Source organism: Pseudomonas frigoris (assembly GCF_047758635.1).
Taxonomy (GTDB): domain Bacteria; phylum Pseudomonadota; class Gammaproteobacteria; order Pseudomonadales; family Pseudomonadaceae; genus Aquipseudomonas; species Aquipseudomonas frigoris.
In genome coordinates, this window is sequence record NZ_CP180479.1 from 5,939,879 (window position 1) to 5,960,635 (window position 20,757).

21 protein-coding genes and 2 tRNA genes are annotated in these 20,757 nt (G+C 57.6%); 12 read left to right on the plus strand and 11 right to left on the minus strand.

The genetic code is table 11. From position 1 onward, the window contains the following. Positions 1-37 precede the first annotated feature (37 nt). The 6 genes from ACMXYH_RS27365 to hemA form a co-directional block, all read right to left on the minus strand. Complete coding sequence (locus tag ACMXYH_RS27365; protein WP_415765517.1) at positions 38-556, minus strand: acyloxyacyl hydrolase; 519 nt, start codon at positions 554-556, stop codon at positions 38-40. Positions 557-639: 83 nt separating this feature from the next. After that, a complete protein-coding gene (gene murI / locus ACMXYH_RS27370) occupies positions 640-1,431 on the minus strand; it encodes a glutamate racemase (RefSeq protein ID WP_415765519.1) in 792 nt (263 codons plus the stop codon). Continuing rightward, a complete protein-coding gene (locus ACMXYH_RS27375) occupies positions 1,424-2,179 on the minus strand; it encodes a molybdopterin-synthase adenylyltransferase MoeB (protein ID WP_129441273.1) in 756 nt (251 codons plus the stop codon). Before ACMXYH_RS27375 ends, murI begins: the two co-directional genes overlap by 8 nt. Further along, complete coding sequence (gene prmC / locus ACMXYH_RS27380; RefSeq protein WP_415765520.1) at positions 2,173-3,003, minus strand: peptide chain release factor N(5)-glutamine methyltransferase; 831 nt, start codon at positions 3,001-3,003, stop codon at positions 2,173-2,175. Before prmC ends, ACMXYH_RS27375 begins: the two co-directional genes overlap by 7 nt. Then, positions 3,004-4,086 carry a peptide chain release factor 1 gene (gene prfA / locus ACMXYH_RS27385; protein WP_347804056.1) on the minus strand — a complete coding sequence of 361 codons (1,083 nt, stop codon included), beginning with the start codon at positions 4,084-4,086 and terminating at the stop codon, positions 3,004-3,006. Then, the gene (hemA, locus tag ACMXYH_RS27390) at positions 4,083-5,372 is read right to left on the minus strand and encodes a glutamyl-tRNA reductase (RefSeq protein WP_095130383.1); all 1,290 of its coding nucleotides are present in this window, start codon (positions 5,370-5,372) and stop codon (positions 4,083-4,085) included. The genes prfA and hemA overlap by 4 nt, the downstream gene beginning before the upstream one ends. Before the next feature lie 182 nt (positions 5,373-5,554). Between hemA and ACMXYH_RS27395 the strand changes: the two genes are divergently transcribed. From ACMXYH_RS27395 to ychF, 8 genes are all read left to right on the plus strand, one after another. Continuing rightward, a complete protein-coding gene (locus ACMXYH_RS27395; protein WP_415765521.1) occupies positions 5,555-7,279 on the plus strand; it encodes a tetratricopeptide repeat protein in 1,725 nt (574 codons plus the stop codon). Positions 7,280-7,283: 4 nt separating this feature from the next. Then, positions 7,284-7,901: a lipoprotein insertase outer membrane protein LolB gene (lolB, locus tag ACMXYH_RS27400; RefSeq protein WP_223429638.1), complete on the plus strand. Its 618-nt coding sequence runs from the start codon at positions 7,284-7,286 to the stop codon at positions 7,899-7,901. A gap of 2 nt (positions 7,902-7,903) precedes the next feature. After that, positions 7,904-8,755, plus strand: coding sequence for a 4-(cytidine 5'-diphospho)-2-C-methyl-D-erythritol kinase (ispE, locus tag ACMXYH_RS27405; protein WP_140892760.1), 852 nt, complete (start codon positions 7,904-7,906; stop codon positions 8,753-8,755). A 37-nt stretch (positions 8,756-8,792) separates the two neighbouring features. Further along, positions 8,793-8,867 (plus strand) — tRNA-Gln (locus ACMXYH_RS27410). A gap of 46 nt (positions 8,868-8,913) precedes the next feature. Next, a complete protein-coding gene (locus ACMXYH_RS27415; RefSeq protein ID WP_003208392.1) occupies positions 8,914-9,855 on the plus strand; it encodes a ribose-phosphate pyrophosphokinase in 942 nt (313 codons plus the stop codon). 141 nt (positions 9,856-9,996) lie between these two features. Then, complete coding sequence (locus ACMXYH_RS27420) at positions 9,997-10,602, plus strand: 50S ribosomal protein L25/general stress protein Ctc (protein ID WP_033061244.1); 606 nt, start codon at positions 9,997-9,999, stop codon at positions 10,600-10,602. A 169-nt stretch (positions 10,603-10,771) separates the two neighbouring features. Continuing rightward, the gene (pth, locus tag ACMXYH_RS27425; protein WP_008153430.1) at positions 10,772-11,356 is read left to right on the plus strand and encodes an aminoacyl-tRNA hydrolase; all 585 of its coding nucleotides are present in this window, start codon (positions 10,772-10,774) and stop codon (positions 11,354-11,356) included. A 22-nt stretch (positions 11,357-11,378) separates the two neighbouring features. Then, entirely contained in the window at positions 11,379-12,479 is a 1,101-nt protein-coding gene (gene ychF, locus ACMXYH_RS27430; RefSeq protein ID WP_415765522.1) for a redox-regulated ATPase YchF, read from the plus strand. Positions 12,480-12,673: 194 nt separating this feature from the next. Here the strand turns inward: ychF and ACMXYH_RS27435 are convergent, their stop codons facing one another. Together ACMXYH_RS27435 and ACMXYH_RS27440 are read right to left on the minus strand one after the other, a co-directional pair. Next, positions 12,674-13,579 (minus strand): DMT family transporter, encoded by a 906-nt coding sequence (locus tag ACMXYH_RS27435; RefSeq protein WP_134423132.1) that lies wholly within the window; start codon positions 13,577-13,579, stop codon positions 12,674-12,676. Between the two features lie 172 nt (positions 13,580-13,751). Next, positions 13,752-14,375: a glutathione S-transferase family protein gene (locus ACMXYH_RS27440; RefSeq protein WP_415765523.1), complete on the minus strand. Its 624-nt coding sequence runs from the start codon at positions 14,373-14,375 to the stop codon at positions 13,752-13,754. Positions 14,376-14,458: 83 nt separating this feature from the next. Between ACMXYH_RS27440 and ACMXYH_RS27445 the strand changes: the two genes are divergently transcribed. Next, positions 14,459-15,304: a helix-turn-helix domain-containing protein gene (locus ACMXYH_RS27445; RefSeq protein ID WP_415765524.1), complete on the plus strand. Its 846-nt coding sequence runs from the start codon at positions 14,459-14,461 to the stop codon at positions 15,302-15,304. Positions 15,305-15,594: 290 nt separating this feature from the next. On the opposite strand, the gene ACMXYH_RS27450 is transcribed toward ACMXYH_RS27445, so the two are convergent. Further along, positions 15,595-16,812 carry an MFS transporter gene (locus ACMXYH_RS27450; RefSeq protein ID WP_134423138.1) on the minus strand — a complete coding sequence of 406 codons (1,218 nt, stop codon included), beginning with the start codon at positions 16,810-16,812 and terminating at the stop codon, positions 15,595-15,597. 332 nt (positions 16,813-17,144) lie between these two features. On the opposite strand from ACMXYH_RS27450, the gene ACMXYH_RS27455 reads away from it, so the two are divergent. The 3 genes from ACMXYH_RS27455 (at position 17,145) to ACMXYH_RS27465 (ending at position 19,392) form a co-directional block, all read left to right on the plus strand. Beyond that, a complete protein-coding gene (locus ACMXYH_RS27455; protein WP_415765525.1) occupies positions 17,145-17,702 on the plus strand; it encodes a hypothetical protein in 558 nt (185 codons plus the stop codon). A 384-nt stretch (positions 17,703-18,086) separates the two neighbouring features. Then, positions 18,087-19,199 carry a methyl-accepting chemotaxis protein gene (locus ACMXYH_RS27460; RefSeq protein WP_415767758.1) on the plus strand — a complete coding sequence of 371 codons (1,113 nt, stop codon included), beginning with the start codon at positions 18,087-18,089 and terminating at the stop codon, positions 19,197-19,199. 116 nt (positions 19,200-19,315) lie between these two features. Then, a tRNA-Met gene (locus ACMXYH_RS27465) sits at positions 19,316-19,392 on the plus strand. Positions 19,393-19,643: 251 nt separating this feature from the next. On the opposite strand, the gene ACMXYH_RS27470 is transcribed toward ACMXYH_RS27465, so the two are convergent. Then, positions 19,644-19,946 (minus strand): hypothetical protein, encoded by a 303-nt coding sequence (locus ACMXYH_RS27470; RefSeq protein ID WP_129441252.1) that lies wholly within the window; start codon positions 19,944-19,946, stop codon positions 19,644-19,646. Positions 19,947-20,009: 63 nt separating this feature from the next. Further along, complete coding sequence (locus ACMXYH_RS27475; protein WP_256657541.1) at positions 20,010-20,714, minus strand: helix-turn-helix transcriptional regulator; 705 nt, start codon at positions 20,712-20,714, stop codon at positions 20,010-20,012. Positions 20,715-20,757: the final 43 nt, after the last annotated feature.

Below are 20,757 nucleotides of genomic sequence, written 5' to 3' on the forward strand. Positions count from 1 at the left end.
GCGAGCAGGCTCGCTCCCACATTTAAAGCACCGAGGCTTACAACGGCATCGTGTAGTGCAGCGAGTAGCTTTCTACGCCGTCGTTGTAACTGTTAAGACCGGCATTGGAGTAGTGCGTCGCACGAATCCCGACTTCATGTCCGCCCGCAAAGCGCAGACCAAAGCCGAATCGGTCTTCGAACTGAAAAGCACCACCGAGGTTGTTGCTTTCAAGTTCGCTATGAGAGAACAACGCCACGCCAATCCCGGCCTCCAGGTACGGCTTGACGTTCTGACCGGCAAACTCGTAAACAAACACTGGCGAGAACGACAGGCTGTGGTTGCTGGAGGTCTTGTCGCCTTCCCAATAGGTGTAGGCACCGCTCCAGTAACCGGTCAAGCGACCGACATCACTCTGCAACCAGCTCTTGTCCCAATCGAATTGCATGCCCAGTCTATAGGTCAGGGTCGAGTCGCTGGTCTCGCCGACCGCGAACTCCACGCCTGCCGCCTGTGCGGTAAAACTGTGCCCCGTCAGTGCGGCCGCAATCGCGGCCAAGCAGAATAGTCGCTTCATTAGAAACATCCTTTTCCGAACGATTTCGTATGGTTTTTTTGTTGCTTGACGCACCCCAATGACTCACTTGCCCCAAGATTTGTTTACTCCTTGAAGCTTCGCACAACGCCAGCGGTATTCCACAGTATCGGCAAGATATTTCTGAAATGCTGCGGATCGGCACTCGTCCAGAACTGCGCAGCACGTGCAGGCCCTTGGGCGAACAAATCACGCTCAGCCAACAGACGCTGAAGTTGCCGCGCTACAGCGGCGCCGGTGTCAATCAGGCTGATGTCATCGGGGATCATCTGCTTTAGCAACGGCTTTAGGAAGGGGTAATGCGTGCAGCCGAGAATTATCGTGTCGCATCCGGCACCGAGCAGCGGTTCGACATACCTGGCCAGCAACTGGCGCAGGGCTGGGCTGTGCAGATCGCCGTTTTCGATCAGCTCCACCAGGCCGGGGCACGGCTGAGTGATGACTCGCACATCGGTGGCGAATCGGTCGAGCAACGCGGCGAACTTGGCACTCTGCAAGGTGCCGGTGGTGGCGAGCACACCGACCACACCGCTGCGGGTGGCGGCAGCGGCCGGTTTGACCGCCGGCTCCATGCCGACGATGGGCCACTCGGGATAATCGCGCCGCAAGTCGGCAACGCCAGCGACAGTCGCCGTATTGCAGGCCAGCACCAAGGCCTTGGCGCCCTGCTGCTGAAAAAAACCGGCCATCACGCTGCAGCGATGACGGATGAATTCCGGGGTTTTCTCGCCGTAGGGAATATTCCCGCAATCGGCGACGTACAACAGTGACTCGCTGGGCAGCAAACGCTGGATCTCGGCCAGCACCGAAAGCCCACCGACACCGGAGTCGAACACGCCAATCGGCGCTTCACGCATGCTTCGAACCACAGACGCTGCAGCCCGGATCACGCTTGACCCGCAATTCGCGAAAGCGCGAGCCCAAGGCATCGATCAACAACAGGCGCCCCACCAGCGGCTCGCCGAAACCCACCAGCAACTTCATGGCTTCCAGCGCTTGGAGGCTGCCAACCAGGCCAACCAATGGCCCTACGACGCCGGCTTCGCTGCAGGTCAGTTCGGCTTCGCTGCCGTGACCATATAAACAGTGGTAGCACGGGCTTTCCGGACGGCGCGGGTCAAACACCGACAACTGCCCTTCCAGCCGAATCGCAGCGCCACTGACCAGCGGTTTGCAGGCGGCGACACACGCAGCATTGACCGCTTCGCGGGTGGAGAAATTGTCGGAACAGTCCAGCACCAGATCCACCGCAGTCACGGCGGCGACCAGGGAATCTTCGTCCAGCGCAGTGCGATGGGCGATCAACTGAATCTCGGGATTGATTGCAGTCAGTCGGCGGATCGCCGAGTCGACTTTGCTCAGGCCAACGCTGTCGGTGTCGTGAACGATCTGGCGTTGTAGATTGGTCAGGTCGACGGTGTCGAAGTCCGCCAGATGCAATTCACCGACGCCGGCGGCGGCCAGATACAGCGCAACCGGCGAGCCGAGACCGCCGAGACCGACGATCAACACGCGGCTTTCTTTCAGTCGCAACTGGCCGTCGATGTCGACGTGCTGCAACAGAATCTGCCGACTGTAGCGCAACAATTCCTGATCATTCAGCACAGCAGGCGCCCCAGGCTGATACGTTCGTGACCGCCCAGATCGGTGCGGCTGTGGACTTCTTCAAAACCGCGAGTCAGCAGCAAATCGCGTACTGCAGTGGCTTGATCGTAACCGTGTTCGAGCATCAACCAGCCGCCCATTTCAAGGTAATCCGGCGCCTGGGCGACGATCAGACGCAGATCGTCGAGCCCATCGACGCCGGCCACCAAGGCACTTGCCGGTTCGAAGCGCACGTCGCCTTCCACCAGATGCGGGTCGGCGGAGGCGATGTAAGGTGGATTGCTGATGATCAGCTGAAAACGCTGACCTTCCAGGGCGCTGAACCAATGACTGCTCAGCACGGTGGCGTTATTCAGGTGAAGTCGCTGGCGATTGCGCTCGGCCAGGGCCACGGCTTCGAGCACGCGATCCACGGCGGTGACCTTCCAGGCCGGACGCTCGCTGGCCAGGGCCAACGCAATGGCGCCGCTGCCGGTGCCGAGATCGAGCACCGAGGCTGGTGTGGCCGGCAGCAGTTCCAGCGCAGTCTCCACCAGCAGTTCGGTGTCCGGGCGCGGGATCAGCGTATGCGGCGCAACTTCCAGATCAAGCTTCCAGAAACCTTGCTGACCGAGGATGTAGGCCACTGGCTCACCGCCGCGACGACGCTGCAGGTACTCGGCAAACTTCAGCGCCGCTTCGCTCGGAACGATGCGCTCGGGCCAGGTGTGCAGAAAACTGCGGGACTTGCCCAACGCAGCGGCCAGCAACAATTCGGCATCCAGGCGCGCGGTGGGCGAATCTGGCAGGTCGGCGGCGCGTAACAAACTGGCAATGATCGTCATTTACTCACCTATCGCTGCCAATTGGTCGGCCTGGTATTCGGCCAGCAACGGCTCGATCACCGCATCGACGCCACCCGCGAGGATTTCGTCGAGGGAATACAGCGTCAGGTTGACCCGGTGGTCGGTGACCCGCCCCTGGGCAAAGTTGTACGTGCGGATCCGCTCCGAGCGATCGCCCGAACCGACCAGCAATTTACGCTCGCTGGCGATAGCGTTCGCGGCGGCGCTGGTCTGCTGATCGTTGAGCTTGGCCGACAGCCAGGACATCGCCCGGGCGCGGTTCTTGTGCTGGGAACGTTCTTCCTGGCACTCGACGACAATACCGGACGGCAAGTGCGTGATGCGGATCGCCGAGTCCGTTTTGTTAACGTGCTGACCACCGGCACCGGAGGATTTGTAGGTATCAATGCGCAAATCCGAGGGGTTGATCTCGATCGCCTCTTGCTCGTCCGGCTCGGGCAACACGGCCACGGTGCAGGCCGAGGTGTGAATGCGACCCTGGGATTCAGTAGCCGGAACCCGTTGTACGCGGTGTGCTCCGGATTCGAATTTCAGCTTGCCGTAGACGTTGTCGCCTTCGACGCGGGCGATGACTTCTTTAAAGCCGCCGTGTTCACCGATGTTCTCCGAGAGGATTTCCACCCGCCAGCCGCGACGCTCGGCGTAACGCGAATACATGCGGAACAGGTCACCAGAGAAAATCGCCGCCTCGTCACCGCCGGTTCCGGCGCGTATTTCGAGAAACACGTTGCGCCCGTCATTCGGATCCTTGGGCAGCAGCATGCGTTGCAGGCTGGCTTCGATGTCGATCAATTGCTCTTTGGCTTCGCGGACTTCTTCCACGGCCATTTCGCGCATGTCCGGGTCGCTGTCCTTGAGCAGCGCCTGAGCGCCCTCGAGATCGCCTTGTACCTTGAGCAGCTGTTTATAGGTTTCGACAATCGGTTCGACTTCCGCGTATTCCTTGGAATAGGTGCGGAATTTGTTCTGATCGGAAATGACTTCGCCGTCGCCAAGCAAGGCGGTCAATTCCTCGAAACGGTCCTGGAGGATGTCCAGCTTATTGAGCAGTGACGCTTTCATTGCGGTTTTTTATCCGAAAAGCTATCCGATGAGCCCTCATTCAGGGCAAAGAGTTCCTGGGCCATGGCCAGCGCATCGAGGCGGCCTTCGGCAGAGAGCTTTTTCAACTGCACGCTCGGTGCGTGCAAGAGTTTGTTGGTCAGGCCGCGCGCCAGTTGCACCAGCACGTCTTCGGCGCTGCTGCCGTTGGCCAGCATGCGCTGGGCCTTCTGCAATTCTTCGTCGCGCATGCGCTCGCTTTGTTGGCGATAGGCCTTGAGCACATCCACCGCCGCCAGTTCACGCAGGCGCACCATGAAATCTTCGGCACCGATCGAGACCATCTCTTCCGCCGCCTGGGCTGCGCCCTGGCGACTCTTGAGGTTCTCGGCGACCACTTCGTGGAGATCGTCGACGCTATAGAGGTAAACGTCGTCCAGTTCGCCGACTTCCGGCTCGATATCCCGAGGGACGGCGATGTCTACCATGAAGATCGGCTTGTGCTTGCGCAGTTTCAAGGCGCTTTCCACCGCGCCCTTGCCCAGGATCGGCAACTGGCTGGCGGTGGAACTGATGACGATGTCACTGCGCACCAGTTCCGCCGGGATGTCCGAGAGCAACACTGCATGGGCGCCGAACTGCTCGGCCAGAATGCTCGCGCGCTCCAGGGTGCGGTTGGCGACGACGATGCGCTTTACACCCAATTCGTGCAGATGGCGGGCGACCAGGGTGATGGTCTCGCCCGCGCCGATCAGCAAGGCCTGGCTGCGTTGCAAGTCGCTGAAAATCTGTTTCGCCAGACTGACCGCGGCAAACGCCACGGACACCGGGTTCTCGCCGATGGCGGTGTCGGTGCGCACCTGTTTGGCCGCATTGAACGTGGCCTGGAACAGCCGCCCGAGCAACGGACCGATGGTGCCGGCCTCGCGGGCCACGGCGTAGGCCGATTTCATCTGACCGAGAATCTGCGGTTCGCCCAACACCAGCGAATCGAGCCCGGAGGCCACCCGCATCATGTGACGAACTGCCGCATCATCTTCGTGCACATAAGCACACGCGCGCAGCTCTTCGAGGCTCAAATGGTGATAATCGGCCAGCCAGCGCAATATGATGTCAGCCGAAAGGTGATCCTGTTCTATATAGAGTTCACTGCGATTGCAGGTGGAGAGGATCGCAGCTTCGCGGCTGTCGGTGAGTCGGCAGAGCTGCTGCAAGGCCTCCACCAGCTGCTCAGGGGTAAAGGCCACGCGCTCGCGAACGTCTACTGAAGCAGTCTTGTGGTTAATACCGAGTGCAAGGAAGGCCATTCAAGGTCGCTGATGGTGACGTGAAGCCGGCAATTGTCCTACTTCGACAGAGCCAGAACAACTACCGCTGACTATTGTCCCAACGACCTGCCTCTATAAAGGCCCCAATTGAGACTCGGTTATGTTTGGCCGAAGGCTTGTGTCATGATGATCCGACCGCAGGTTAGTCGTCCTCTTCCTATATGAATAGATCTTCCGCGTTGCTCCTCGCTTTTGTCTTCCTCAGCGGCTGCCAGGCCTTGGCACCCGTTTCGTCGGACGGTACGCCGCCGGTCGAAGACAGCACTCCGGCCCCTGAAAAGCCCAAGGTTTACAGCTCATTCAGTGAAGAAACCATCTTCAGTCTGTTGAGCGCCGAACTGGCTGGCCAGCGCAATCGTTTCGACATTGCCCTGGACAACTACGTAACCCAGGCGATCAATACTCAGGATCCGGGCATCTCCGAGCGGGCATTCCGTATCGCCGAATACCTGGGCGCCGATCAGGCTGCCCTGGATACCGCGCTGATCTGGGCGAAAAACGCCCCGGACGACCTCGAGGCGCAACGGGCCGCTGCCGTGCAACTGGCTCGTGCCGGGCGTTATGACGACTCCATGGTCTATATGGAAAAAGTCCTGCAAGGCAAGGGCGACACGCATTTCGACTTCCTCGCCCTGTCTGCGGCCGATACCGACCAGGACACGCGCAACGGCTTGATGAAAGGTTTTGACCGTTTATTGCAGCGCCATCCGAAAAACGGTCAGCTGATTTTCGGCAAAGCCTTGCTGCTGCAACAGGACGGTGACGCCAAGGGTGCGCTGGGCCTGCTGGAAGACAATCCGCCGGACGACGGCGAAATAGCACCGATTCTGCTGCGTGCACGCCTGCTGCAAACCCTCAGTCGTGGCGATGAAGCCTTGCCGCTGCTGCAAAAAAGCATCAAAAAATACCCGGACGACAAACGCCTGCGCCTGACTTACGCGCGCATGCTGGTTGAACAGGACCGCATGAACGATGCCAAAGCCGAGTTCTCGAGCCTGGTTCAACAGTACCCCGAAGACGACGAACTGCGTTATTCCCTGGCGCTGGTCTGCCTGGAAGCCAAGGCCTGGAATGAGGCCAAGGGCTATCTGGAAGACCTGATCGCCCGGGAAAGCCATGTCGATTCGGCGCACTTGAACCTCGGTCGTATCGCTGAAGAGCGCAACGATCCCCAAGGCGCACTGATCGAGTACGCCCAGGTCGGCCCGGGCAACGATTACCTGCCGGCGCAATTGCGTCAGGCCGATATCCTGATGAACAACGGCAAGACCGCCGAAGCCCAAAGCCGTCTGGCAGCGGAACGCGACGAGCAGCCCGATTACGCGATTCAGTTGTATTTGATCGAAGCCGAAACCTTGTCCGCCAATAAACAGCCCGACAAGGCCTGGAATGTATTGAAGCAAGCCTTGCAGCAATACCCGGACGATCTGAATCTGCTGTACACCCGCGCCATGCAAGCGGAAAAACGCAATGACCTGGCGCAGATGGAAAAAGACCTGCGCCTGATCATCAAGCGCGACCCGGATAACGCGATGGCGCTGAACGCCCTCGGTTACACCCTGTCCGACCGCACGACGCGCTACGCCGAAGCCAAGGCCTTGATCGAACAGGCGCACCAGATCAATCCGGAAGACCCGGCGGTACTCGACAGTCTCGGCTGGGTGAACTTCCGCATGGGCAATCTCCAGGAAGCCGAACGCCTGCTGCGCCAGGCGCTGGAGCGCTTCCCCGATCAGGAAGTCGCCGCGCACCTGGGCGAAGTCCTGTGGGCCAATGGCAAGCAACGGGAAGCCAAACAAATCTGGAGCAAGTTCCTCAAGGAGCAGCCCGACAGCCCCATCCTGCGCGGTACCATCAAGCGCCTGACCGGATCAGAGACTCTTTAAGATTATGTTTTTGCGCCACCTCATTGTTTTCAGTTTCATCGCCCTGCTCGCCGGTTGCGCGGGCTTCGGTGCCCGCGAATCGGTCCAGGGTCAAGGCAACCCGGCCCAATGGCGCGTGTACAAACAGCAACTGACCAGCCTCGACGGCTGGCAGATCAACGGCAAGATCGGAATTCGCGCCCCGAAAGACTCGGGCAGCGGCACGTTGTTCTGGCTGCAGCGACAGGATTACTACGACATTCGCCTCTCCGGCCCCCTGGGCCGGGGCGCAGCACGCCTGACCGGCCGCCCCGGCAAAGTCTCGCTGGAAGTCGCCAACCAGGGCCGCTATGAAGCGCCGACGCCTGAAGTGTTGGTCGAAGAACAACTGGGCTGGAAGTTACCGGTGTCCAATCTGGCCTGGTGGGTTCGCGGGCTCCCGGCCCCGGACAGTAAAAGCCGTCTGACGCTGGATGCCGACAGCCGCCTGGCCAATCTTGAGCAGGATGGCTGGCAGGTCGAATACCTCAGCTATGCCGAGCAAAACGGCTTTTGGCTACCCGAGCGGATCAAACTGCACGGCACCGACCTTGACGTCACGCTGGTGATCAAGGAATGGCAACCTCGCAAATTGGGGCAGTGAACATGACGGTTCCGCGCTTGACGCTGCCCTCCCCGGCCAAACTCAATCTGATGCTGCACATCCTCGGTCGCCGTGAAGACGGTTATCACGAGTTGCAGACCATTTTTCAGTTTCTCGATTACGGCGATGAAATCACGTTTGCCGTTCGTGATGACGGTGTCATTCGACTGCACACCGAATTCGATGGCGTTCCTCACGACAGCAATCTGATTGTTCGAGCTGCAAAAAAACTTCAGGAGCAATCCGGTTGTTCGCTCGGTATCGACATCTGGATCGAAAAAATTCTACCCATGGGCGGTGGAATCGGTGGCGGCAGTTCAAATGCTGCGACGACTCTGCTCGGCCTCAATCATCTCTGGCAACTGGGTTGGGATGAGGATCGACTGGCCGTGCTAGGCCTGACGCTTGGCGCGGACGTCCCGGTTTTCGTGCGCGGGCACGCGGCTTTTGCCGAAGGCGTGGGGGAGAAACTGACCCCTGTAGACCCCGAAGAACCGTGGTATCTCGTGCTTGTGCCGCAAGTCTCTGTAAGTACAGCAGAAATTTTTTCAGATCCGTTGTTGACACGTAACTCTTCTCCCATTAAAGTGCGCCCCGTTCCCAAGGGAAACAGTCGAAATGACTGCTTACCGGTGGTAGCAAGGCGTTACCCAGATGTACGTAACGCATTGAATTTGTTAGGTAAATTTACCGAAGCAAAACTCACCGGAACTGGAAGTTGTGTGTTTGGGGGCTTCCCAAGCAAAGCTGAAGCTGATAAAGTCTCGGCCCTTCTTACAGAGACCCTTACAGGGTTTGTAGCAAAGGGAAGCAACATTTCGATGTTGCATCGCAAGCTGCAAAGTCTGCTCTAAAAGGAATCGAGTACTGGGTACTCGTTGCAACAGATACAGGGGCGTCGCCAAGCGGTAAGGCAGCAGGTTTTGATCCTGCCATGCGTTGGTTCGAATCCAGCCGCCCCTGCCATTTTCCTATACTCATCCAGGTTACCCTCAGCCTTCAGGTACTGCGCGTGTCCAAGATGATGGTCTTTACGGGGAACGCTAACCCCGATCTGGCTCGGCGTGTTGTACGTCAGCTGCATATCCCTCTCGGTGACATCTCTGTCGGTAAGTTCTCCGACGGCGAAATTACTGCCGAGATCAATGAAAACGTCCGCGGTAAAGATGTCTTCATTATTCAGCCGACTTGCGCTCCGACCAACGATAACCTGATGGAACTGGTAGTGATGGCTGATGCCTTCCGCCGCTCCTCGGCTACTCGTATCACTGCTGTTATTCCTTACTTTGGTTATGCCCGTCAGGATCGCCGTCCGCGTTCCGCACGTGTGGCTATCAGCGCGAAAGTCGTTGCTGACATGCTTACCGTAGTCGGCATCGACCGTGTTCTCACGGTTGATCTGCATGCTGACCAAATCCAGGGTTTCTTCGATATTCCGGTAGATAACATCTACGGCTCCCCGGTATTGGTGGATGACATTGAAGATCAGCGCTTCGAAAACCTGATGATCGTGTCCCCGGACATTGGCGGCGTCGTGCGTGCACGTGCTGTTGCCAAATCCCTGGGCGTAGATCTCGGGATCATCGACAAACGCCGTGAGAAAGCCAATCACTCTGAAGTGATGCATATCATCGGCGATGTCGAAGGGCGTACCTGTATTCTGGTCGATGACATGGTCGATACCGCCGGCACTCTGTGCCACGCGGCCAAGGCCCTGAAAGAGCATGGCGCTGCCAAGGTTTTCGCCTACTGCACACACCCTGTGCTGTCCGGTCGGGCGATCGAAAACATCGAAAATTCCATGCTGGACGAACTGGTGGTGACTAACACCATCCCGTTGTCCGCTGCTGCTCAAGCCTGCTCGCGTATCCGTCAACTGGATATCGCGCCGGTAGTTGCCGAAGCGGTTCGCCGCATCAGCAACGAAGAATCGATCAGCGCGATGTTCCGTTAAGGGCCCTGCCCTTCTCGAATATCTCGTTGACGAAAAGCGCCCCGCCCCGGCATTCCTGTCGGGGCGGGGCTTTTTTGCCCATATCGCCTTTAGCGCTGGTCGCAAACGCTGGGGCGAATGTGGTTATTTTGGAGATACAACATGAACGATTTTACTCTGAATGCTGAAGTGCGTTCCGACCTGGGGAAAGGTGCGAGCCGCCGCCTGCGTCGTCTCGCAAGCCTGGTACCTGCTGTAGTTTACGGTGGCGAAAAAGCCCCTGAATCCATCAGCATGCTGGCTAAAGAAGTTGCCAAACTGCTCGAAAACGAAGCGGCTTACAGCCACATCATCGAGCTGAACGTTGGCGGCACCAAGCAAAACGTAATCATCAAAGCTCTGCAGCGTCACCCGGCCAAAGGCCACGTGATGCACGCTGACTTCGTACGCGTTGTAGCTGGCCAGAAACTGACCGCTATCGTGCCTGTACACTTTGTTGGTGAAGAAGCTCCGATCAAGAAAGGCGGCGAAGTTTCGCACGTTGTTGCTGAAATCGAAGTTTCGTGTCTGCCAAAAGACCTGCCTGAATTCATCGAAGTCGACCTGGCTAACGCCGAAATCGGTTCGATCATTCACCTGTCTGACCTCAAAGCCCCTAAAGGCGTTGAGTTTGTTGCTCTGGCACACGGCGATGACAAGGCTGTTGCCAACGTCCACGCTCCACGTGTTGCTCCAGAAGCTACTACTGAAGAAGGCGCAGCAGAGTAATTTCACTCTGTTCGCCGGAGTGACCGGAAACATCGCGGACTAGAGCGTAGCGAGAAAGCGGGCGAGAACGCGGAGTTTACATAATGGTAAATGAGCACTTGTCGTCCACTTTCGCCGCACACAACTGCCGCGGCTATGTTATCCACCACTCCAAGGAAGGGCCCCTATCGTGACTGCCATCAAACTGATCGTTGGCCTGGGTAATCCAGGCGCTGAATACGAACAGACCCGGCATAACGCAGGGGCCCTTTTTGTTGAGCGCATCGCGAACGCACAAGGCGTAAACCTTGTGGCCGATCGCAAATATTTCGGCCTGACCGGGCGCTATTCGCATCAGGGTCAGGATGTTCGTCTGCTGATTCCCACCACCTACATGAACCGCAGCGGCCAAGCCGTCGCGGCACTTGCCGGCTTCTTCCGCATTACGCCTGAAGAAATCCTGGTGGCGCATGACGAACTCGACCTGCCACCGGGCGTAGCCAAGCTCAAACAGGGCGGCGGCCATGGCGGGCACAACGGGTTGCGCGACATCATCGCGCAACTGGGCAATCAGAATACCTTTCACCGCTTGCGGCTTGGCATTGGCCACCCGGGCGTTGCCAGTATGGTTTCAAATTTCGTCCTGGGTCGTGCGCCACGCGCCGAACAGGAAAAACTCGATGCCAGCATCGACTTTGCCCTCGGCGTGCTGCCGGATATCCTCGCCGGTGAATGGAACCGCGCGATGAAAAACCTGCACAGCCAGAAGGCCTGACTCACTCCTCGGGGAAAACACCATGGGATTCAATTGCGGCATCGTCGGCCTGCCTAACGTCGGCAAGTCCACCCTATTCAACGCCCTGACCAAATCCGGGATCGCGGCCGAGAACTTCCCCTTCTGCACCATCGAACCGAACACCGGTATCGTGCCGATGCCGGATTCGCGTCTGGAAGCCCTGGCGGCCATCGTCAATCCCAAGCGCATCCTGCCGACCACCATGGAATTCGTCGACATCGCAGGCCTGGTAGCCGGCGCCTCGAAAGGTGAAGGCCTGGGCAACAAGTTCCTGGCCAACATCCGTGAAACCGATGCCATCGCGCACGTAGTCCGCTGCTTCGAAGACGAGAACGTGATTCACGTCTCCAACAGCGTCGACCCGAAACGCGACATCGAAATCATCGACCTGGAACTGATCTTCGCCGACCTCGACAGCTGCGAGAAGCAACTGCAGAAAGTCGCCCGCAACGCCAAGGGTGGCGACAAGGACGCCGTGGTCCAGAAAGGCCTGCTGGAGCAACTGATTGCTCACTTCACCCTCGGCAAGCCTGCGCGTACGCTGATGAAGACCATGGGCGCCGACGACAAAGCGGTGATTCGTGGTTTCCACCTGCTGACCACCAAGCCGGTCCTGTACATCGCCAACGTCGCTGAAGACGGTTTCGAGAACAACCCGCTGCTGGACATCGTCAAAGCAATCGCCGAAGAAGAAGGCGCCATGGTGGTTCCGGTCTGCAACAAGATCGAAGCCGAAATCGCCGAGCTGGATGACGGCGAAGAGAAAGACATGTTCCTCGAAGCCCTGGGCCTCGAAGAACCTGGCCTGAACCGCGTAATCCGCGCCGGCTACGAAATGCTGCACCTGCAGACCTACTTCACCGCCGGTGTCGAAGAAGTCCGCGCCTGGACCGTACGCGTGGGTGCCACCGCACCACAAGCCGCTGGCGTGATCCACACCGACTTCGAAAAAGGTTTCATCCGCGCCGAAGTCATCGCCTACGATGACTTCATTCAGTACAAGGGTGAAGCGGGCACCAAAGAAGCTGGCAAATGGCGTCTGGAAGGCAAGGATTACATCGTTAAAGACGGCGATGTGATGCACTTCCGTTTCAACGTGTAACAGTGACCGTGGATTTACACGGATCTCGATAGACACAAAATCCCCGTAATCACTCGCTGATACGGGGATTTTTGCGTCTTGGGATCACCATCCTCCTTCCTCGACTACACGCAGACCTTGCGGGCCTGCGCATAACGTATTGGCCAGGTTCACGGCAACCCGTCGTTCACGATACCGCCGTGATACACCTTCTGTCAGGTCGCCTCGGGTAAAGGGTGCGCTTTCTCCGGCGGTTTGATTGAGCCGATGTAAACCGCAAAGATAGTCACCAGCGCGCCGCAAATCTGTAGCGTGGAGCTGGCCTTGCCGAGAAAGGTGACATCAATGAAATACGTGATCACCGGCTCCAGCAACAGGATCAGTCCGGCCAACCCCAGGCTGATGGCTCCGATCGAACGGTTGACCAGCAACCAGCCGACAAACTGCACCAGTACCCCGTATATGATCAGCATCAGCAAGGTTTGCCCATCCACGATGGCCAGGCTTTCTCCAGTTGCCAGCGCGTATGTCAGCAGAACCAGTGCCGCCCAAAGACTCAAATTGAGCATCTGTGCGATCTTGTCACCCCCGCCGTCAGGCAACTGGGTGTTGATCTTCAGGAAGTACACGCAGATGGCATACGCCAGCCCCGACAGTACGCCATACACCACGCCCTTCATCCCTACCGCACTGGTCATCTCGGGTAGCAACAACAGATAGAGCCCAACAAATGCCAAGGTGATGGATACCAGGAAGTAGATCGAAGGTTTTTCCTTCAACAGGTACAGCCCCAGTAGGGTCATGAAGAACACCTGACAGTTGGTCAGGATCGACCCGATGCCCGGGCCGACGATATAGATGCTCTGGTGCCAGAGCACCAGGTCGATGGCCAAAAACACCCCAGCCAACGCGGTGTACAGCTGCGCCTTGGCGCTTTTGAGCAGAACCGGTGTTTTGCGCACCTTGAGCAGCAGGAAGAACAGGATCGAGGCGAACAACATCCGATAAAACCCTGCGCCACCCGCGCCGATATGGGCGAAAGCGACGGCTAGAGCAGACAGACTGAGCATCAGTCCGCCGATGGTCAATTCAATGATTGCCCGATTGTTATTAGTCGACATGAGAAACCTCATTGATAAAGACCGGTATTAACTTTATGAACGCTCATAACCCCCCCGGACAACAAATATCAGACTCGATAAAGCAGAAAAGCCCCAAAGGCCTTTTCTGCCACGAGTCAAAAAAAACAACTGATTTTTAATTGACCTTATTAGTTATCAGCAGCACAACTCTTTAAACTTCTTGCGCGGCCAACTTCAACCATTGCTGTACCGGTGCATAACCCAGGATGTTTTCGACATAGCCCTGCAGTTGCGCAGGAATGGCAATACCATAACGACGGAAGCGGAACACCACCGGAACAAACATCGCATCAACAATGCCGAAGTCACCGCAGAGGAACTGTGTTGAACCGCTCACCTCACGGAGCTGGTTCCAGATAGCGAATACCCGCATGATTTCCTCTCGGGTCTCGCCGGTCAGGCTTTCCGGGATGTCACCGGTGTTCAGGCCAAACGACATCTGCGTGCGCAGATGGGTGAAACCGGAGTGCATCTCTGCCGCAGCTGCTCGTGCCAGGGCCTTGATCCGTGAATCCTGGGGCCAAAGGTTGGCTGCCGGATATGTGCCGGCAATGTATTCGCTGATGGCCAGGCTGTCGTTGATGACGACATCATCAAGCAGCAGCGCCGGTACCTTGCCGGAAGGCGAGTGCTCCAGAATGCGCTGGCGGGTGTCGGTTTGTTCCAGTTTGATCTGAAGGGTTTCAAATGCAACATCCGCTGTCACAAGAACCAGCCACGCACGAAATGACCATGAAGACTTATTAAAATCCCCAACTACCAGTTTTGTAGACATCGCAACCCCTCGCTTGTGTTATGAAATAGGTGCTAAATTTAGCGACCTTTTTTTCATACGTATTGCACAAAACTGGACAATTCATGGACGAGAATCGCCTTAACAAAGCCCCTCAAAAAGACAAGGACTTTGTTCAATTCTGGCGTATACCCGAAGGCGACTGTGAGTTGCTATCTGCGCGTTACAGTACTCAATCTTTCGGCCGACATTCACATGACCGGTACGCTATCGGCGTTATAAGTAGCGGTGTTGAAAAACTTTTTTATCGCGGCAGTTACTACATGGGGGTCGCTGGCAATGTGGTCACCATTACCCCCGGGGAGATCCACGACGGCTTGCCAGGCCATGATGATGGCTGGATGTATCGAATGCTCTATATCGACCCCGAATGGGTCAATCGGATGGTGTTTCAAGGGCGTTTTTCAAACGATCATATTCATCTTTTTCAAACAGCTCTGAGCCAGGCCCCCGACTTCGCCCGGACCTTTTTGCATCAACATCAAATCATTGAAAAATCCCCCTCCAGCCTTGAACGGGAAACTATCCTGCTGGATCTGGTGACGCAGCTCTTCGAGCTCAGCGGAGCGCCCATCGAACCGGTCAGTACGGCTGAGCAGCACGCAGTGCAAAAGATCAAGAGGAAGCTCGAAGACGAGTTCGACAAACATCTGTCTCTGGAAGAACTGGCGCAACTGGTGAACCTTGACCCTCTTTACCTGATCCGGGTGTTCAAAAAAAGCGTTGGCGTCTCCCCCCACAGCTATCAAATCCAGAAAAGAATCGCCCAGGTCCAAAAACTGCTGCGCACCGGGTCCAGTCTCGCAGAAGCGTCATTCGCTTGCGGCTTCTTCGATCAAAGCCACATGACCCGAGCCTTCAAAAAAGTAGTCGGCATCACACCCGGCAGTTTCCGCAACAGCAGTGCTTGAGCCTGTAAGTAACCCCATAGCCTGACTCGTTTGAGTCAGTCCTGAAATGCCTTGCAGTATGTGCGTGAAGCGCCCTTAGAGCCCTCGATGTGAAAACACCCGCCCAAGAAAAAGCCGCGTTCATACGCGGCTTTTTTGTGCCTGAAATAATCACCCACCACACCACCGATCAACTGTGGGAGCTTGCTCCGGGCGGCGATCTGACGATCGCGGAGTGTCAGTCGGCGAAGGTATCGAATCTGAAATCCTCATCGCGAGCAAGCTCGCTCCCACAGGGGGCATGTGTTGGGTCAGACTTTTTTGGTCCGTGGCAAGAAGATCGCCAACACCCCGAACAACGGCAAGAACGAACACAGCAAGTACACGTATTCGATGCCGTGTATGTCCGCCAAATGCCCGAGCAGCGCCGCACCAATCCCGCCAAAGCCGAACATCAATCCGAAGAACACGCCGGCAATCATCCCGACATTGCCCGGCACCAGTTCCTGGGCATACACCACGATCGCCGAGAAAGCTGACGCCAGGATGAAGCCGATCACGACGCTGAGGATGCTGGTCCAGAACAGGTCCACATGAGGCAGGATCAGGGTGAACGGCGCTACGCCGAGGATCGAGAACCAGATCACGGCCTTACGCCCGATCTTGTCGCCTATCGGCCCACCAAAGAAGGTCCCCGCCGCGACCGCGCCGAGAAACAGGAACAGGTGCAACTGCGAACTCGCCACCGACAGGTCGAATTTCTCGATCAGGTAGAAAGTGAAGTAACTGGTGAAGCTGGCCATGTAGAAATACTTGGAGAACACAAGCAGCCCGAGCACCACCAGTGCACTGATCACGCGGTTCTTCGACAAGCCATGCGTCGCCGCCTGGCCTTGCTTGAGTTTGAACAGACTCAGGTGGTTGGCGTACCAGCGGCTGATCCGATAGAGCACGAACAGCGCAAACACGGCGAACAACCCGAACCAGGCTACATGGCCCTGACCGAAAGGAATGATGATCGCAGCAGCCAGCAACGGACCGAAGGCCGACCCGGCATTACCGCCGACCTGAAAGGTCGACTGCGCCAGGCCGAAACGCCCACCCGAGGCCAGCCGCGCCACACGAGAAGCTTCCGGGTGAAAGGTCGAGGAGCCGATACCGATCAACCCTGCCGCCAGCAGAATCAACGGGAAGGTTGCGACCACCGACATCATCAAAATGCCGATCAATGTGCAAACCGTCCCGGCGGGTAGCAGCCAGGGTTTGGGGTGCCGATCGGTGTAGTAACCGACCCACGGCTGCAACAGCGAAGCCGTCAGCTGGAACGTCAAAGTGATCAAGCCAACCTGGGTGAAGGTCAGGCCATAGTTGGCCTTGAGCATCGGATAGATCGACGGCAGCACCGACTGGATCAAGTCGTTGATCAAATGCGCCAGCGCCACGGCGCCGATGATACGCATGACCAAAGGGCTGCTTTGTGAAGTCGCGGATGCCGGCTGCGCGCCGGTCTGGACATTGCTGATAGCCATAAGAGTTTCCGTACATCAGATGGGTGCACACGGGCAGGTGCGTCAATGTGCCATTTTTCGGTGCAGCAGCGCCATCCCCTTAGCCTGCTAACGACCTCGATTTTCATCGCGGAAAAGGTGATAGCGCAACGCCATGGTCTGAATCTTGCCTTGGTAATCCGCTTCAACGCGGCCCCTTACAAAGGGGACCGAGAATGGGAAGTTTCGCTACAGAGCCGGCCTACAGAGCTGACGAGGGTGAACTTTCGAGGCCTTTTAAAAGGGCACAGGTCGCGACCGCAACGGTCTCGACGCACGCCGATGGTGCGTGGTGTCCAGAGGAGTTTTGGGGCATGCAGGCTTTTTTATCACCGGGGATCGGGTTGCTGGGGCGTTTTGGCTTCGCACGCAAATTTCAGCTGTTATTTCTGCTGTTTATCCTTCCGCTGACGGGCAGTCTGTGGATGATCGGTCAGGACTATCGCGACAAACTGAACCTGATCTCCGGCGAACGTGCCGGGGTTCGGCAACTGCTCGCCCTGGATGCTCTGGATAATCTGCTCGCCGCCCAGCGTGACCGCGCGGCTCGCTGGCGCGCCACGGAAACCAATCGTCAGCCGACACCTGCGACGATCGCGGCGATGGCTGCTTTCGATACGGTTCAGCCCGCCGTCGCCCAAGCCACATCGGACCTCGGCAACGCACTGCAAACCGAAGGCGCCGAGGGCGAAACCCTGGCCCGTTATCAAACCTTGCAAACCGCCCTCAACGGCCTGGACTCGAAAAGCCTGAGCAGCGTCGGTTGGTGGCCGGACGGTTACGATCGTTTCACCAATGCCTTGAGTGCCCTGCAAGCCTTGCGCGAACAGATTGCCATGGATAATCGCCTGACGCTGGCGCCGTGGCTGTAAACCTATCTGCTGACCCAGATCTCCACGCAGCACGCGCCAGACCTGATTGAGCGAGTTGGCCGCTTGGCCAGCGTCGGCCAGGCGTCAGTGGTATCCGGACAGTTCACCCTGCAAAGCCGCCTGCAATTGCGCGACTTGCGCAGCCGCATCGGCGATGCCCGGGAGCAGCTGGTCAAAACCGCAAGCCTGCTGGAAGCGCGGCTGCCCAGCGCGTTGCAAGCCTGGGCCGGGCAATACCATGACAGCCTCAAGCACTTGGACGCCGAGTTGAAAGTCCTCGATGACGGCGTGTTCGGCGGCAGCATCAAGCTCAAGCCGGAAGAGTTCGAACGCAGCCTCGACGGCCTGCTCTCCGACCTCGCTTCGCTGCGCCAGCAGTCGTTGGTGTCGCTGGATCAGCGTCTGGACTATTACCACGGTTCGGCAATCCGCCAGTTCATCCTGGTAGCGACCATTTTTGGCTGGCTGCTGCTGGCCGCGCTGTACCTGTTCATCTGCTTGCAAGCCTCGATCCGTCGCAGCGCCAGCGGCATCACCCTGCTGGCCGAAGCATTGCGTGACGGCAATCTGAGCCTTCAAGTACCGGTGCAGGGTCGCGACGAACTGGCCGCCATCAGCACCGCCCTCAACGTCGCGGTGGTGCAGCTGCGCAACAGCCTGCTGGGGGTCGATCATGAAACCTTGCAGCTGAGCAACGCGGTGCGCACCCTCAACCATCACTCCAGCGGCGCCCTTGGGGAAGTCGAAGCCCAGCAGTTGCAGATCAGCCAGATCGCGGCGGCAGCCACGCAATTGGCCGCGACCTCCCAAGGGGTCGCACAGAGTTGCGAACAGGCCTCCGGCAGCGCTCAGCACACCCAGCGCATCGCCGCCGACAGCAGCCGTGACAGCCAGCGCACGACGGCGAGCATTCAGCAACTCAATCAGCGCTTGAACGACACCGCTGCGGCACTGGGCCGTGTCAGCGAGCAAGGGCAGCAGATTCAGTTGGTGGTGGACACCATTCGCGGAGTTGCCGAGCAGACGAACCTGTTGGCCCTTAATGCCGCCATCGAGGCCGCTCGCGCGGGTGAGCAAGGTCGCGGTTTTGCGGTGGTGGCCGACGAAGTGCGCAGCCTGTCGCAACGTACCCAGTCCTCCACCGCGCAGATTGCCGGCACTGTCGACAGCCTGCGCAACACCGTAAACGAAGCGGTGAGCCTGATGGAAGCCGCTTGCGGCCAGGCTCAGTCCGACGCCCAAGCCGTCACTGGCCTCGGCGAACGCCTGGGGGAAATTGCCAGTGCCGTGCAAAGTGTCACTGACACCCTGGCGCAGATCGCCACAGCGGTCGACGAGCAAGCGACCACCGCCGACGAGGTCAGCGGCAATATCCAGCAAGTCGATCAGGCAGTACGCTTGCTCGAAGGCGCGCGGGCGGTGAACCTGGCAGCGGACACCTTGAGCCAGGGCAGCAAGGCATTGAGTGCCAATACCGGGAGATTTCAGCTCAGTTGACGCCCTCCCCTCGCCCGGTTTTTCGGGTCAGCTGGATAAGCGGTTGAAAGCGTAGAGAAATATTTTAGATTTACGCTTGACACATCTCTGTTACGAGCCAATAATGCGCGCCACTTGGCTACATAGCTCAGTTGGTTAGAGCATAGCATTCATAATGCTGGGGTCCGGGGTTCAAGTCCCTGTGTAGCCACCAAGTACCTGTTTACAGATGTCTCCATGAGTCTCTAAACAACCTCAAGAAGCCCGCCTAGTGCGGGCTTTCTTGTTTCTGGCTATCTCTCCCTGTATCTCTCTATACCTTCCCTCCGTGTATCCCCTGTGTATCCTCGACAAATAATTGAACCGAGGGGATACAAGCCCAAATGAAGCGATCCGAGATAAAACGCCGCCCCTTTCCGATACCGCGTTGGCGCGAAGGGAGCCTAAGAGCAGGGCGCTGAGCTTCTACTCGGGGTAAAAATGTCCCATGAACGTAAGCGCTTCAATCGCCTGGGCGTAAGGGGCAAATCTCGGATCTCCACCCTCGAATGCCTGTGCGACTTTCTGAGCATTTTCAAGGTTGTCCCATTTAGCCAAGTCAGCGAAAACACGGCCTTGTGGTTCGGGACAATAACCTGAGAACTCAATCAACCCATCAAACCCTTTGAGGGTTTCCCGAAGCATCAACCGCAACTCAGGCATTTGGCTTTCGAAGCCTTCCTTGACGGTAAAGATTGCTAGCTCGAGTACATGGCTGTTCTGCGTCATATGTCACTCCAATTGTGTGGTGAGGAGCGACCAGTATCTTGGGGTCGTACTGACACCGTACTGTCAGTGCTTGAGAGGTTGTTGGGCCGTCCATTGATCAGACTGAAACTGCATGTATGACCGCAGGTTCCATTCCGCCTCAAGCTTCTGTCCATCCGTCATGATCTGCAGGCTTCGTATCCGGTCAACTCGAAAGTCTCTGTATGCCTTTCTGGACGTACACCATGTTCCGACAGTCCACTTTCCTCCCCAGTAGAAAAGGCCCAAGGGGAACACCGTCCTGCCCGAGATCTCTTCACTCAAGCTGAAATATGAAAAGTGGACGGCTCTCGCCTGCTGAATAGCGCGGTGGAGATCGTCCAAATATCGTTGGTCTGGTGTGACGGGCTTAGCCCTCAACGCGCGGATATTGGAGAGTGATGGTTCTGTATTGCGAAACGGCAATACGGCAGCAACTTTGCTCAACAGCGTCCTTGCAGAAGAAGCGAGTTCAGTGCCTGCGGAATTTGAAAGCATCTCAACGCCCAACATCAGCGCGTCGAGTTCATCCTGGGTGAGTGTCAGAGGCGGTAACTCAAACCCTTCGTGCAGAGCATACCCAACGCCAGCGACGCCATAGAGAGGAATACCGCTCACAGACAGGTCGTCGATATACCGATAAATCGTGCGGACTGAGACCCCGATACGCCCCGCCAAGTCTTCCGCTGTAATCGGCTGATGTACCCGGATCAGGTTTACTACCTGGAATAGCCGATCTGATTTACGCATGTAATGAAGGACCAATGTGCTCGATTTTAGGAAGGGCGTTGCC